Source organism: Heliomicrobium sulfidophilum (genome assembly GCF_057715735.1).
In genome coordinates this window covers 1,868,130-1,883,152 of sequence record NZ_JBVTZZ010000005.1, presented here as the reverse complement: position 1 = coordinate 1,883,152, position 15,023 = coordinate 1,868,130, and the positions used below count along the sequence as shown (strand labels likewise).

Below are 15,023 nucleotides of genomic sequence, written 5' to 3'. Positions count from 1 at the left end.
ACTAAATCCTAATACCTGCCTGTATACTCGACTTTTCCTTCACGAACAATGCGAGCGGTGCCCTTTTCCATGGCGATGTCTCGCCACATGTCGAGCGATTCTTGACGCAGGTTTCGTTTGATCACATAGTCGACGTTTTCTGCCTGGAAGACCGCCCGGTTATCGGCGCTGTCAAAGCCGGAGTCCATTCGCGCTACCAGCTTTTTCGCACCGCACATGCGAGCGTAGCCAATGCTTTGCTTCAAGAATTCGGGCGTTCCTTTTTGACTGTGGTCTTTGCCTGGACGCAGGTTGACATTGACACAGTACCCTTCCTGCCCAATGTAGGCCAGTATAGGCGCGTATCCATCGTGTCCTTTGTAGGTTCTGCCCACGCCTTCTTTTTTCGAATCGGAGTTGTCCAACGGCGTAACGTCGACGTCGAGCGTGAAATAGTCCACTCCGCCGACGCGAACCGGTGTTAGAGGCGCGTTGACTTTTTGAATCAGACGAGCCGATTCTTCCATCAAAATGGCATTCCATTCCGGGTGGGACGCGACGGCTTTTTCCAATCGTTGTCGTACCGTGGAACTGGATGGAACGGTGTCGATCCCCATGTAATACTGTTAAACCTGCGTTTAGTTTTCTAAATCGAGGGCTGGGACCCTCTCCGAATATACTATTTACATTTTGATAACCTAATTTTTGTTCTAGTACCTTTTCTATTGACCTAACTGTTTCAGGTGAAAACTGTACAGTGCCAAATCCACTGGTATATCCAACTTGATTGAATTTAATTTCTGGTTGATCAGGAGCTATAATTCCCGCAGGAATTCTTAGCCGGTTATATTGACTACTACCTTGAGCATAAAGACTAGTTGTGCCAATGTAAACTAGAGTTGAATCCCGATAAACATGAGCATTTTTTAATTGGGAACTTATGATCGATGGTTCGTTAGCATATCTATCTCTATAATCATCCAGCACCTGAGGGCTTAACAATAATAAAGATGTCAACTTCCCCCCTAATATAAGGTTATATGGTTTAATCGCACCGCAAGTTGTAAGTTCCAACATATTAGAACCAACTCGGGCACTTTTATTTGCCATTAGGGCAGTATTTACAGCAGTCTTGAACTCCTCTTTCTGCAATACATTCAAAGTGTTGGATGGATTTACAAAACTCTGACGGATAGTTCTGAGAGTAAGTCGACTCTGAAGTAAGCGAGCCAAATCAAAAGCTCTTTTTTTTGCTACCAGCATTTTGTGTGCTTTTATAAAAGCTTTTCTAGTAAGGCGTTTTCCTTCAAGTGCTAATAAATCCTCTGAAACCGGCGGTTCTCCTCCGTCAGTCTCTGTTTCTTGAATAAATAGGAGTTGGTCCTCATCACTTAGTAATTCTTTTAATGCATCCTCCCTCAATGAAGCAAATTGTTCACTTTTTCGACGAAGTCGGGCAATAATTTCAGGAGACGGAGTATTTACCTCATCAACATTTACTAATCCCGCGAATTCAATATTTTCTAAAGCTTGTGAAATATTGTATTCAAGCCGATGTAATAAACTTTCTAACTCAACAGTCTCGGATGGTGATTCCAGTATTTCCCTGACATGTTTTGTAAAAGCCTCATATGTCCAACCAATGTATGTATCGCGATCTTTCAATTGCATCGCACTATTGCTTAATGCCGCGATGCCAATTATTGCATGATATGGGTGCGCCGCATCTCGGACAAGATATAAGAGTTGTCGCCCCGGTATAGGAAGCTGTGGGATTACCCATGTAAACCTAAAGTAACGCCATATGTCTCTTAACAATAACCCGGTAAACTGATCTTTTTCATTCGCTTGACCATCACTAGGTACTAATTGAAGATAGGGCTTTACAACATTAAAAAGTAAGCTTTCTCTTATTTGACCATTAGCATTTACAGCTGGTTGCAAGCGAGAATATAACTCTCTACCATCTGCTATTAAATGTAGCACTGATTTTTTGCTTTGTCCTGGTTGCTCCATGTTTTGAATAAAGCGCTGAACAGAAGGATCGCATAGTTGGGCATCTCGAAGGGTAAGTAACTCTTGTCTTGTATAGCTCTTGTACTGTGCTATTTCTGCTTGAGTTAAACGTCGCTCCGGTCGGAAGTTCGGGGAATGAAGCTCAATACCATAACCATCCACATGTACTAACCATCTTAGTCGAGCTAAATCTATTAAAACACGTGCACAGGCCTCATAGACCTCACGATGCCCATTAAGATGCGGATGGCTTTTGGACCAGTTGATTTCAGAATCACATAAATCACAAAATTCAATCGGGAGTCTACGCTCTTGAAGACGCGCAAGTTGTTTTGCTAAAGCTATAAATCTTTCAGCAGCTATTCCTTCAAGCGGGGGAGATAATTGAATGATCAATTTATTACTGCCTCCATATTATGATTATCTAGAAATCTGAACCTATATGGTTAAAGAAAGAAAAATTTCGTGTCAGTCATGAACTGCAATGTTTTAATTTTATTTTTTAGCAGCTATTATATGCCAATTTCTAGTCTGTCAAATAATAATCCTAAATATTAATTGCCCATGGTTACGTTACCGCTATTCGACCTTTTCCCGCAACATCTTACTTAAGCTACTTAATTTCTTTTGCATTCTATTATTTATGTTATATTTAGTTTGTGATTAAAGTAGCCCCCCAATGGTAGTCCTTTTATCTACCATAGGGGGGCTATCAGCTTAACGGCTGTTACTTTATGAGGAAACACGTATCTCCTCACATCCTAAACTTCCCCACAACCTCCAACAACTCCGTCGACATCCCCGCCATTTTCTGCGACGTGGCGCTGATGTCCTGCATCGTCGCCGACTGCTCCTCCGTCGCTGCCGAGATGTTCTCGGTGGCCTTCTTCGAGTCGTCCGTCACGGCGGCCACATGGTTGATGACGGTCATGACAGACTGGGACTTGTTCACCAGTTCCTCTGTCGCCCGGTTCAGCTTATCGACTTCGCTCAGGAATTGGCCCACCGACTGGGCGATCTCCTGGAAGCCCTGGCCGGCCAGGTTGGCGACGCGAACGCCGTCCACGATCCGGCTGGCGCCTTCGTTGATGTTTTCCGTGATGTCACGGATCAGGGTTTGGATGCCGCTGATCCGTTCGGCGATCTGCCGGGCGGCCGTTCCCGACTCACCGGCCAGCTTGTTGACCTCATCGGCGACGACGCCGAAGCCGCGCCCCAGTTCGCCGGCGCGGGCCGCCTCGATGGCTGCGTTCAGGGCGAGCATGTTCGTTTGGGCGGCGATGGATGTGATCATGTCGACGATGGAGCCGATCTCCTGGGAGCGTTGGGCAAGCGTCTTGATCTGTTCCACCGTCTCCCGATTGGTCTCGGCGATCCCTTCCATCTTGGCGACGGCGTCATGAATCTTGGCGTTGCCGTCGTCGGTCAGGGACACCGTATGGCCGACGATCTGGACCAGGCTCGTGCGTTCCCGGTCGACGACCTGGCTGATGTCGATCATCTGTGACGCCAGGTCGCGGGCATTCACCGCCTCCTCGGCCTGTGTCGCGGCGCCTTCGGCCAAGGCCTGGGTGCTCTGGGACACCTCTTCCGTCACGTCGCTGATTTCCTGGAAGGCCGTATTCAGGTGGCGCGACAGTTCCTCCACCCGGGTCGACTTTTCGCGGATATGGGTGATCAGGTTTCGCATGTCGTTCACGTTAGCGGCGATGGCGCTCTTCAGTTCTCCGATCTCATCGTGGTTGTGCCCGTTGTCGTCGAGCAGCACATTCAGGTTTCCCGCCGCCAGTTCTTTGGCCAGGGCGCCCAGGTCGACGATGGGTCGGTAGATCAGGCGGGTCAATATGTAGATGACAGCCATGTTGATCAGGAGCACGACGCCGATCTGGAGGGCCATTTTTTTCTGCATCTCCATATAGGCCGCTGTCATGTCGCGCAGGACGATGACGGCACCCACTTTCCGATGGCCGGCGTCAAAGATGGGGAAGATGGCTTTGGTAAAGACCAACCCGTCCTGCTTGACATCCTGTAAGACCTGACCGTCGTCAGGCAGGTCCTCCACAGTGCCGGCGTAATCGAAGATCGCCGACGCCTTATCGGTCTGGTCCACCAGGACGACGCCGGACTGGTCGTCCCAGTTGTTCGCCAGGCCCCGGTTTTTCCGCAGTTTGGCCCATTCGTTCGGGTCGAGATAATTCTTCTTGATCAGCATCCCGTATTCATAGCCGGTCTGTTCCTTCAGGATGCTCAGGAAGTGGTCGATCTCCTCACCCAATTCCATGTAGCCGATCAACTGCCCCTGGTAGGTGTAGGGCGAGACGACGCGCAGGGCAAAGGCGGTCTTGCCCAGTTCCAGCCCGGCGGCTGTTTTCTTTGTCTCGATCGCCTGTAAATAGGTGACCCGTTTGATCTCGTCGTCGAAGGTCTCTTTCTGGTGGACGCGCAGGAAGGCTTTTTTCTCCGGCTCCGGCGTATGGAAATACCAGTGGGTGATGCGATAGCGTTCCCGGAGTTGTTGGAATAGGGGCGATGTGGCGGCATAGAGCGCCTCCCGGTTGCGCTGCCGGTAGATCTCGGCGATCTGCGGGTTGTTCATCAAGGCATCCATCGTCGATGACATCATGGCCACATCGCCCTGCAGCAGGCGGTCGAAATTCTCGCTGGAGATTTTCTTTTGTTCGATTCCGTAGGTTCGGATTTCGTCGTTGTAGGATTTAAAGATCAATGCGCCGACGGCTGATGTAATGAGCAGGATGGAGAACAGCGTGGCGATGACGATTTTTTTCTTAATGGTAAGGTGACTCAATCGCGGCCCCCTCTTTCATCCCGTATTTGTCGTATGTTGAAAGTATATTGTCTGAGCAAATAGGTTACAAAGGCTGTTCACCGCTTTGACGAACCGTCACAGCGTCATTCTGGGCCTTTTGCTTTCTATTTCTCCTGCATCCTCGCTGAAGATGCTTTCTCCATGCTGCCTCCCGCCTCGGCGGCAGCCAATTTCTTTTCCGACGACCACAATTTCTGACAGGATTCTTCGCTTCTTTGTGGAACAGATATATGTTACATGTTATTAGTTGTTATTATCGAAATCTCAATGCCGGCGGAATCTGCGCCCGTTCTGGGAATGGAGGCAAAACCTATGGAGAATGATTTTTACAAAGCCATTGTGATAAACGCGCCGACCGGGTATGCCTACCATAAGATCATCTGTGATGACGCAGGAAATCCCGTCGACTATGAATTCATCGAGGTAAATCCGTCTTTTGAACAATTAACAGGCTGGCAGGCAGACCAGATCATCGGCCGCAGGGTGACCGAAGTGCTGCCTGCCCTTGGCGAAACAGAATTTGATTGGATCCGCGCATACGGCGAAATTGCCATCCATGGCGGCTGCAAAGAGTTTGAACAATTCTCAGCATCTTTGCAGCGGTGGTATCGCATTACAGCCTATTCTCCGCAACCCTTCTACTTTGTTACCTACTTTATCGATGTCTCCAAAGAGATGAGGCAGTTGAATGAACTCGCTGAACGACTGCGTGTTGAAGCGGAGCTAAGGAATACGGAAGAAAAGTACCGTCTCTTAACCGAATTCGCTTCTGATGTGATCTGGGTCTTCAATATCACCTTGGGGAAGTTCACCTATATCAGTCCGGCGATTGAACATCTGCGCGGCTATTCGGCGGAAGAGGCCATGGCGCAAACGCTGGAGCAGTCTTTGACGCCTGATTCTTTAGCATTGGTCATGGAATCTATTGCCACTGACATTGCCTTTTTCCAGGAGAACCCTGACGCGCCCAATTATTACATCAATGAGATCCAGCAGCCCTGTAAAAACGGCCAAATCATCTGGGTGGAAGTATCGACGAAATTCCGCTACAACGCCACAGGGGAGATCGAGATCGTCGGCGTCAGCCGCAATATCGAACAAAGAAAAAAGTCAGAGGAACGGGTCCGCTATCTCAGTTATCATGATCAGTTGACCGGCCTGTACAACCGGCGTTTTTACGAAGAAGAACTGCGCCGGATCGATTCGATAGACAACCTGCCCATCTCCCTGGTCATTGCGGATGTGAACGGGTTAAAACTGACCAATGACGCCTTCGGACACCTAGCAGGCGACCGGCTGCTGCAGACGATCGCTGCAACACTGAGAAAAGAATGCCGCATCGGCGACGTTCTCGCCAGGATCGGCGGCGATGAGTTCGTGATTCTGCTGCCAAAAACGGATGGCGCCAGCACGGAAAAAATCGTGGAACGCTTGAAAGAAGCCTTGAGCCGTAAGAAACTGGAAAAGGCGATCCTCTCCGTTTCCTTCGGCTGGGGAACGAAGCATGATCTCCGGGAAAACATCTCAAAAGTTTTCACCTATGCAGAAGACGATATGTACCGGCGCAAGCTCTCGGAGAGCATGAGCATGAAAAGCGAGACGATCAAGCTGATCTCGAAAAGCCTCTATGAGAAGGATGTGACAGAGCAGTTCCACAGTGAACAGGTCGGCTACCTCAGCAAGGAACTTGGTGTCGCCCTTGGCTTGAACGCCAACGACATTATTGAGTTGGGCATCGCCGGCATCCTTCATGACATCGGCAAGATCGGACTCGACGCCCACGTGCTCAACAAGCCCGGCCCGCTGAGCCCGCAGGAATGGGCAGAGGTTCATCGCCATCCGGAAATCGGCTACCAGATCCTCCGTTCCGTCCATGAATTTACCCGGATCGCCGATTATGTCCTGGCGCACCACGAAAGAATCGATGGCACAGGCTACCCCAGACGGCTTGCTGCCGACGCCATTCCCTTGCCATCGAGGATTTTGGCCGTTGCCGACGCTTTTGTAGCGATGACGGCGGTAAGACCCTATCGAGATGCACTCAGTGAAGACAGGGCCATCGAGGAACTGAAAAAACATGCCGGAACCCAGTTCGACGAAGCGGTCGCCAGGGTGTTCGTCGAGAAAGTTCTCGGAAAATCCTGGGCATAAACAAGACCCCTCCTATCAGCAGCCATTTCGACGGCGTTAGGAGGGGCCATTTTTTGCCTTTTGCATTCTATGGAACCTGCTTCTCGGCTAAGATGCAATGTCCAAATCTCCACTCGCTTCAGCTTCAAGTGGAAAGGCGATAAAGAAGGTGGTCCCGTTCGGACCTGTTACATAATCGAGCCGCCCACGATGGCGCTCGGCGATGGTATAGCAGGTGGCCAGCCCCAGTCCTGTGCCATGGGCTTTCGTCGTAAAGAAGGGGGTGCCGATCTTGCTTCGGATATCCTCGGGGATCCCCTCTCCCTCGTCGCGGACGGCCAACAGGACGCGCTCGCCATCTACGTATGTTCGGATCGTCACTGTTCCCTTTTGTTTCATCGCGTCCATGGCGTTGTTAACGAGGTTTAAGAGGAGTTGGCGGATTTCATTTTCATCCAGCGCCAACAAGGGAATTCGGCCGAGATCAGTAACGAGATGTCTGTCTATTTTGAAGGCTTGCGCCATCAATAAGGGGTGCAGACTGACGATAATCTCGTTGAGATCCTGCCGCTTTAATTGCTTTGGTTTGGTTTTGGCCAGGGAGAGAAATTCGGTGATGATGTCATTGGCCCGATCCAGTTCACTGATCATCAATTGGAAATACTCGTCATAGGAGACCAAGTCGGCTTTGGCGCCAAAGAGTTGCAGGAATCCGCGCACCGTCGTCAGCGGGTTTCGGATCTCGTGGCCGATCCCGGCGGCTACCTGTCCCACCAGATTCAACCGGTCGAGGCGGGCCAACTCCCGTTCGAACTCGTTCTTTTCGGTCACATCGATGGTGACGTAAAACAAGCATGGCACGCCATCCAATTCGATGACTTCCGTGGTGATGAGCCCTTCCCGCACCTCGCCGCTTTTCGTGGTAAATTTACCGATGATGTTCTGCACCGGCTGGTTGGCGATGGCCCGGTGGGTATCCTGGTTGAGGCATCCGAATTCTTGTTGACTTTTGCCGATGACTTCCTCTCGCGAATAGCCCGTCAACCTCATCCAGGCTTCATTGACATCGACGTACCGGTATCCTTGGATGGTGATGATGGAGATGCTCGCTGGACTCGCATGAAATATTTTGTAAAAACGCTCGGAAGCCACCGACAGTTCCCGGTATGGCGACGTAATCATGTGGACGAAAAGTCCTTTGAATAAAAAGTAATAGTAACAGATTTTCAGCATGTGGATGAGTAGGCTGTTAAAGGAGCGCATGGAGTCAACGTTAGAAAGCGCTCCCACCGGCAAGGCCAGCAAGAAGGCCAAAATGACATATTGGTTATCTCCTTTTTGTTGCAGCGGTCTTTGCCGCAACTGCATGATGAGACTGGCGAAAAAAATAACCGTGATGCTGTATTCAATCACTATATTCGCCGTTGTGGCCCCGCCCTGACCTTCAATAAACAGCGTTGGAAAGAAGCCCGGAATGGAGACAATGGCGAGGGAGATCGTCGATGTTCCCAGCAGCGTCAGAAAGAGCCATGCCCACCGATTTATCCGGAAGGAAATGCCGGCAGAAGCGATAAGAAAAATCGTGGATTCAACAAGTCGCTCGGTCAACCAGAACCGGCCTGCCACATGATGGATTCCCGTGGGTATCGCCAAGATTCCGAGAAAAGCGCAGACATGAAGAATCGTCAACAAACCGACAGCCAGAAATCCGAAGCCAAAGAGATGGCTTTCCGGCCTTCCTTTATCAAAGAGAATCCATGTGATGATAAAGCCGGACAAGGCGAACAACACGCAGAGGAGTTCGAAAACTGCATGCAGGACAAAGTGTTGTCTTTCCCATAAAGGTAAAAAAATGGTCGCAACCAGACAGGCTGACAATAGCACCGCTGCATAGGTGAATCCTGTCGATGACGTAACCATGGCCTGCGCGTTCATGCGCCACTCTGGCGCTGCTGCCTCACCGCACCCTTGACTTTTATACCTCACTGTATGCCTCTCCCTAGTGTCTCATATCTTTATAATAGTTTTATTATGCCTGATATTCCGAGAAAACCTTGTCGAATTGTGGATGTAAAGTAAAAAAACACGCCCGATTCTCAGCCACTCCGGAGAATCGGGCCCAATCTGAACAGATCCCCATCGGCCGGAAAGAGGTAGTCAAACTGGGAAGAGGTACTGAAAATTGATATTGATGTGGCGGTATCTCCAAAGCCGGAGCGTTCTCTCGATGTGAAAGCGCTGGAGTAGAGGAACCATACCTTTCGAGGAACATGGACCGTCTATTCCATCCGCTACAAGTAGTATTCAGAAACAAGTCGTTTTTTTGCGCTCCTCAACAGGGCCAAAGCAAGGTTTTGCATCCTTTGTGTCTAATACGTATAGGGATTGAAGCGATCAAACCTACACGAAGTCGTATTTTATTCGCCAAAGGAGGACAAGCCATGCCGAACGAATCGGTGAACGGACGAAAATATGAGACGACCATCCAGATGATCCGCCATGAGGTCTTCCAGCAGGTCGCCAAGATGGCGATGGAAGGAACCTTGCAGGAGCATCGCGAGTTTATCCCCACTGTTGTCTTTCAAGGAAATAAGGCGCGCTTTCGCTGCTGCGTCTATAAGGAGCGGGCCGTCGCGGCCGTGCGGGTCCGCTTGGCCTGCGGGGAGGCGCCGCCTACGGAGTCGGCGACGAAGGCGTCCGAGAACGTCGATAGCGCATCCGCCAGTTCGCGATCCAGCGGGAGCGGTGCCGTGGCGGTGAACGTCAACAACGCGAAGGAGGACAGCAGACCTGCTGTGACCGACCCGCTTGTCCGCGTCATCGACATCGCCTGTGATGAATGTCCCGTTGACCGCTTCACTGTCACCGGTGCCTGCCGTGGTTGTATTACCCATCGCTGCATCGAGGCCTGCCCTGTCAACGCCATCGCCCAGATCAACCGTCTCGCCTACATCAACCAGCAAAAGTGCATCGAATGCGGCCGCTGTCATCAGGTCTGCCCCTACGGCGCCATCACCGATATGCAACGCCCCTGCATCAAGGCTTGTCCCGTCAAAGCCATCCAGTACGGCGAGGACAAAATCGCTCGCATCGACCCCAACAAATGCGTCTCCTGCGGCCACTGCGCCATCAGTTGCCCCTTCGGGGCTATCTCGGACATCTCCTACATCCCCCAGGCGGTGGAGATGCTGAAACCCCAAGACGGCACTATCCATGCCGTCCTGGCCCCCTCGGTGGCCAGCCAGTTTCCCGGCGTCACCATCGGCCAGGTCCACCATGCCTTGAAAAGACTCGGTTTTGCCGCCGTCCATGAGGCAGCCCTCGGCGCCGACATGATCCTTGACCATGAGGCGAAGGAGTTGGCGGAGAAGTTGAAGGAAGGCTCTTTCCTGACCAACTCCACCAACTCCTGCTGTCCCGCCTTCGTTTCCCTCATTGAAAAGCGTTTCCCCACGCTGACAGGGAACATCTCCACCTCGGTATCGCCCATGGTGGCGGTGGGGCGTTATGTGAAAAAGCTGCACCCCGGCGCAAAGACGGTCTTCATCGGCCCCTGCTACGCCAAGAAAGTGGAGATCGGATTGCCCAAGAGCAGCGACTATATCGACCTGGCCCTCACCTTCGAAGAGATCCTGGCCATGTTTGACGCCGCCGGCATTCAACTGTCTGAGTGCCCCGACGAGCCACTTCAGCAGGCTTCTCCCTTCAGCCGCCGCTTCGCCCGCTGCGGCGGTGTCGCGGAAGCCATCGCCCAGGCGCTGAAGGAGGCTGGCGTGTCGGTGGAGTTGAAACCGGTCCAGGTGGACGGCCTCGATGCCTGCATCAAGGCGCTCCGGCAGGCCAAGGTGGGTCGCCCGCCAGGCAACTTCATCGAGGGCATGGCCTGCGCCGGCGGTTGTGTGGGCGGTCCGGCGTCGCTCAACCACAACCGCAAAGCCCGCCAGATCATCGATACATACAGCGAGGAGACAAAAGCCAAGACCATCGCCGAAGCCCTTTCCTGCATCGACTGCGGATAAACACAGCGGCGCCAGGCTCCAAATGCGAGAGCCGGCGCCGCTGTCTTTGTTTGGATGCGCCAACGATTCCCTCTGTTTTTTCCGAAGGATTCTCTTTGTTCCTGGCGAATACCGCTCATAAGATTGAACAGAAGGGAATGCAACTGTGAGAAAACTGCTAACTTTTCTCGCCGTCGCGGCGCTGCTGCTCGCCGGTTGGCGCTTGTTCTCCCCTTTCGGGTCGGGCCTGTCCGACTTTCCGCGCCCATCGGATATGACGGATCGCTCGAATCGGCCCGGCTTGTCCGAAAAGCTTAACCTTCCTTCCTTCCAAGAAGTGCAGGCTTCCCTTCATAAGTGGACAGAAGCGGTGAAAGACCGCCTGACGGGCCTTGATTACAGCAAAGCCCAGGTCACCGTCGTCGATGGTCTCAAAAGCGGCGTCGACCGCGTCAAAGAAGCCATGGACGATCCGGAGCAGGTGAAGGAGCAACTCAACCGCCGCCTGAGCGAGATCATCAACAATGTGGAAGCGATCAACGACCAGCTACTCATTCAGGGCCGGGACCCTCGGGAACTGTTGGCCAGGCACTTCGGCAACCGCCACCTCCCCCGCCCCGCCGACCCGGAGACGATCAGCCGGAGCCAGAAGACGTCTACGGGCATCCAGATCCTTGCCGGCGACAGCGGCGTTCCGGAGAGCATCGTCCGGCAGGCCGCCGAGACGGTGCAGGCGACCGCCCTGCCGATCGTGCAAGCCAAGCTGGGCCAGGCGCCCTCCGACCAGACGGTGGTCGTCCTCTACTCGACAAAGAGCGCTTACCGCAACGCCCTGGTCGAGGCAGGCGTCGAGGCGAATCTGATCACCCCCATCGTTGAGAACACGAACGGCATCTGCATCGGAACAGACGTCTGGATCCCCCTCTACTCCCTCCAGGATAAATCGAGCCTGGCCAACGTCCTCACCCACGAGTTGGTCCATGTCGTCTTCAACGAGCAGGGCCTCGGCAGCAAACTGCCGACTTGGGTCAACGAAGGCGTCGCCTGGGACGCCGGGATGACGGCGGTGAAGAAGGTCAACCCCGCTATGGCGCGCCGGCTGGCCAAATCCCTCGACAGCCAGATCGAACGGGCCGCCAGGGAGGGTCGCATCCTCCCCCTCTCCGCCTCGGAAGAAGATATCCTGCGCGCCGATTACAATGTGGAGTGGCAGGACTATCTCGCCGTCGACCACCTGATCAAAAAATACGGCGAAGAGCGACTGCGGGCCTTTTTAGCGGGCGCCCGGAACAGCGGTGTCGCCGCCAGCTTCCAGGCCCAGTACGGTCTATCCATCACGCGCTTCGAGCGGGACTTTGCGGCAGGGTTGTAGGCGCAAGAAAAGCGTGAGGGCAGTTCCCCACGCTTTTCTTGGTTTGCCTGTTCACTGCTACATTTAACCGGCGTATCCGTAACCAAAGCCAAAACCTGTGCCCAGGATGGCGATGATGATGATCAGGATGGCGAGGGCGACGATGCAGTTGCCGATATAGCCGCCTTGTGCGCAAGCAGGACCGACAGGACCACAATGACTCATTAGGAAACCCTCCCTTCGACCTTTTTTAGAGCACTTGCTGGATCGTCACCGGGCTTTTCCCGATAAAGTTACTGAGCGGTGTAACCAAATCCGACGATGCTGGGGTAAAAGGCGCCAATCACGATCAGGGTGATGACAAGACCGGCGACAACGCCGAAACCGGTGCCCACATAACCATAACCACCCATGCCTGCAGCCTCCTTTCCGATGGAATCTGTTTGTTAGTACTGCCTCCAATAACAAGGTATGGAAAACAATGGTCCGGCGGTACAAAAGTAACCGCCGGACCATTGTTTTTTCGTATACTCCCGCCCTGATTTGGCGACACCTAAGAATGAGCTTTGTTCGACTTTTAGTCTTCCAACAGGCATTTCGTGCGTCATCCGAGGAGGATTCCCTTGGTCAGCAATCTGTCGATCCTTTCTATGTCCCTTTCGGTGCTGTTCTCCATCGGGGTCCCTGTCGGCCTGCTGATCTACCTGCACCAGCGCCACCAGATCTCCTGGAAGGCGGTCACCATCGGCGCCCTTGTCTGGTTTTTCTTTACGCAGGGCCTCGAAAAGATGGTCCACGTCTATGTCCTCGACGTGAACCCCTTCACGGCCGCCTTGATGAAAAGCCCCTTCTGGTTCGCCCTCTACGGTGCCTTGGTGGCCGGCATCTTTGAGGAGGTCGGCCGGTATATCGCCTTTACAGCCTGGCTAAAGCAACTCCGGGCCTGGAAGGACGGCCTCGCCTACGGGCTCGGCCACGGCGGCGTCGAGTCGCTCTTGATCGGCGGCATCATGGGCGTTCAGTCGGTCCTGATGGCGCGCATGATCAACACAGGAACCCTGGAAAACCTGGGGAGCAACCTGCCTCCCGCGGCGCTGGAACAGGCGAAAAACCTCCTGTTGTCGACGCCGCCCATCGCCTTCCTCGCCGGGGGAGTGGAGCGAATCATTGCCCTCGCCATGCAGATCGCCCTGTCGTTGCTCGTTCTCTACGGGGTGCGGCAAGGAAAGATCTTATTCCTCTTCGCCGCCATCGCCGCTCATGCCATCATCGACTTTCCCGTCGCCCTCTACCAATCGGCCCGCTATGACACGATCTATCTGATGCTCTACCTGATCGCGCTCTTCGGGGTCTCCCTGCTCTTTATCTACTGGTCGAGGCGGTTTTTTCCGGAAGTCGCCGAGGAACCCGCCGGCGCACCGACAAAAGAGCGCGGCCGTGGCGGAGAAAGAGGCCGGGAGAACGGCCGTGAGAAAAAGAAGAAGCGGTGACCATCCCACATACACCCTACGGCAGGTAGATGACCCCTTCATCAAAGACTGTGATCGTCTCCAAGCCGTTGGCGCGGACGACAAGGGTATCTTCGATGCCGACAGCTCCTTCCGGGAAGATGAACTTCGGTTCCAGGGCGAAGACCATCCCCTCTTCCATCGGCATGTTGACGCCTTTGGCGAGGACGGGAAGCTCGTCCAACTCGATGCCGACACCGTGGCCGACGAAGGCCACTTTTTCTTTGTGGCCCATGAAGTGATCGGCCAGGCCGTAGTCCTTCGCTTTTTCCAGGGCGAAGTCGTACAGTTCTCCGCCGGTCACGCCCGGGCGGGCCTTTTCCCGCAAACCTGCGAGGATCTCCAGGGCAACCCCGTGCGCCCGCTCCAGGTGAGCCGGCAGCCGGCCCATGCAGAAGAGGCGGGACTGGTCCACGCCGTAGCCATCGATGACGCCGACCTGGTCCACCATGACCGGCTCGTCGCGACCGATCGCCTTAGTGCCAGCGCCCATCGTGAAGGAGGGATTGAGGCCGACGCCGCCGATAGGCCCCTCAAAGAAAGACGGCACCGCCAGGTTGGCGCCGGAGAGGGTGTGACCGTAGCTGATGTCCATGTTGAACCCGCGGGTCCTCGTCAATCCCTGGTGTCCGTGGCGGCGGAAACAAGCCTCCACCTCAGCGGCCAGTTCCAACTCGGTCATCCCTTCACGCAGCCATTGAGGGACATTCCCGAAGACGATCCGGTTCAAGGCCGCCGCCTCGCCGAGCCGTTCCAATTCAAAGGGCGTCTTGACAGCCCGGGCTGTCCGGATCAGGGAAGATGCGTCCTCAATGCGGCTGGCGGCGAAGAGCTTCTGGTAGCGTTGGAAGTGGAGTACCGGCAGCACGTCCAACTCCATCCCAAGCCGCGCCGGGACGCCGAAGCCGTAAGCGGCCAGCATAGCCGGCAGTTCCTTGGGGTTGTCGAGGGGGACAATCTGTTCCAAGGCTGACTCCTGCCGCGCCCGCTCCAGGTTGCGTTTGACCATAAGCAACGCTTTGCCCTCAGCCGGGATGTAAAGGTGGGACCGCTGGATGGTGCCGGAAAAGTAAAAGAGATCGGCGTTTTGCACGATCAGTACGCCATCCAGTTCTTTCTGGCGCAGCATCGATTGGAACCGGACGATCCGTGTCTCCAATTCTTCGGCGGGTGTATAGCGCATGGGCTCATCTCCTTCTCTCTTAAAATTCAAA

8 protein-coding genes and 3 pseudogenes are annotated in these 15,023 nt (G+C 53.7%); 4 read left to right on the top strand and 7 right to left on the bottom strand.

The window, feature by feature from the left end:
* Positions 1-17: 17 nt before the first annotated feature.
* The 3 genes and pseudogenes from AC0CW1_RS14540 to AC0CW1_RS14530 all read right to left on the bottom strand — a co-directional run.
* Positions 18-605: pseudogene (locus tag AC0CW1_RS14540) on the bottom strand (transposase); the annotation flags it as partial.
* A 52-nt stretch (positions 606-657) separates the two neighbouring features.
* Positions 658-1,995 (bottom strand): annotated as a pseudogene (locus tag AC0CW1_RS14535) (Druantia anti-phage system protein DruA); the annotation flags it as partial.
* 754 nt (positions 1,996-2,749) lie between these two features.
* The gene (locus AC0CW1_RS14530; protein ID WP_488183721.1) at positions 2,750-4,801 is read right to left on the bottom strand and encodes a methyl-accepting chemotaxis protein; all 2,052 of its coding nucleotides are present in this window, start codon (positions 4,799-4,801) and stop codon (positions 2,750-2,752) included.
* A 333-nt stretch (positions 4,802-5,134) separates the two neighbouring features.
* Here AC0CW1_RS14530 and AC0CW1_RS14525 point away from each other — a divergent pair, with 333 nt between their 5' ends.
* Positions 5,135-6,973 carry an HD domain-containing phosphohydrolase gene (locus AC0CW1_RS14525; protein ID WP_488183720.1) on the top strand — a complete coding sequence of 613 codons (1,839 nt, stop codon included), beginning with the start codon at positions 5,135-5,137 and terminating at the stop codon, positions 6,971-6,973.
* An 87-nt stretch (positions 6,974-7,060) separates the two neighbouring features.
* Here AC0CW1_RS14525 and AC0CW1_RS14520 read toward each other — a convergent pair whose 3' ends face one another.
* Both AC0CW1_RS14520 and AC0CW1_RS14515 read right to left on the bottom strand, forming a co-directional pair.
* Entirely contained in the window at positions 7,061-8,134 is a 1,074-nt protein-coding gene (locus AC0CW1_RS14520; RefSeq protein ID WP_488184169.1) for an ATP-binding protein, read from the bottom strand.
* Between the two features lie 45 nt (positions 8,135-8,179).
* Positions 8,180-8,872: pseudogene (locus tag AC0CW1_RS14515) on the bottom strand (MASE3 domain-containing protein); the annotation flags it as partial.
* A 521-nt stretch (positions 8,873-9,393) separates the two neighbouring features.
* Between AC0CW1_RS14515 and AC0CW1_RS14510 the strand changes: the two are divergent.
* Complete coding sequence (locus AC0CW1_RS14510) at positions 9,394-10,971, top strand: 4Fe-4S dicluster domain-containing protein (protein WP_488183719.1); 1,578 nt, start codon at positions 9,394-9,396, stop codon at positions 10,969-10,971.
* 145 nt (positions 10,972-11,116) lie between these two features.
* Entirely contained in the window at positions 11,117-12,322 is a 1,206-nt protein-coding gene (locus AC0CW1_RS14505) for a gluzincin family metallopeptidase (RefSeq protein ID WP_488183718.1), read from the top strand.
* A 63-nt stretch (positions 12,323-12,385) separates the two neighbouring features.
* Here AC0CW1_RS14505 and AC0CW1_RS14500 read toward each other — a convergent pair whose 3' ends face one another.
* Positions 12,386-12,526 (bottom strand): hypothetical protein, encoded by a 141-nt coding sequence (locus tag AC0CW1_RS14500; protein ID WP_488183717.1) that lies wholly within the window; start codon positions 12,524-12,526, stop codon positions 12,386-12,388.
* Between the two features lie 398 nt (positions 12,527-12,924).
* On the opposite strand from AC0CW1_RS14500, the gene AC0CW1_RS14495 reads away from it, so the two are divergent.
* Positions 12,925-13,791, top strand: a complete 867-nt coding sequence (locus AC0CW1_RS14495) for a YhfC family intramembrane metalloprotease (RefSeq protein WP_488183716.1) — start codon at positions 12,925-12,927, stop codon at positions 13,789-13,791.
* A 16-nt stretch (positions 13,792-13,807) separates the two neighbouring features.
* Here the strand turns inward: AC0CW1_RS14495 and AC0CW1_RS14490 are convergent, their stop codons facing one another.
* Positions 13,808-14,992 carry a M24 family metallopeptidase gene (locus tag AC0CW1_RS14490; protein ID WP_488183715.1) on the bottom strand — a complete coding sequence of 395 codons (1,185 nt, stop codon included), beginning with the start codon at positions 14,990-14,992 and terminating at the stop codon, positions 13,808-13,810.
* Positions 14,993-15,023: the final 31 nt, after the last annotated feature.

Excerpts from the sequence above, each read along its gene's own strand:
- AC0CW1_RS14525 (WP_488183720.1), top strand. The coding sequence starts at position 5,135 with ATGGAGAATGATTTTTACAAAGCCATTGTGATAAACGCGCCGACCGGG.
- AC0CW1_RS14500 (WP_488183717.1), bottom strand. The coding sequence starts at position 12,526 with ATGAGTCATTGTGGTCCTGTCGGTCCTGCTTGCGCACAAGGCGGCTAT.
- AC0CW1_RS14520 (WP_488184169.1), bottom strand. The coding sequence starts at position 8,134 with ATGATTACGTCGCCATACCGGGAACTGTCGGTGGCTTCCGAGCGTTTT.
- AC0CW1_RS14490 (WP_488183715.1), bottom strand. The coding sequence starts at position 14,992 with ATGCGCTATACACCCGCCGAAGAATTGGAGACACGGATCGTCCGGTTC.
- AC0CW1_RS14510 (WP_488183719.1), top strand. The coding sequence starts at position 9,394 with ATGCCGAACGAATCGGTGAACGGACGAAAATATGAGACGACCATCCAG.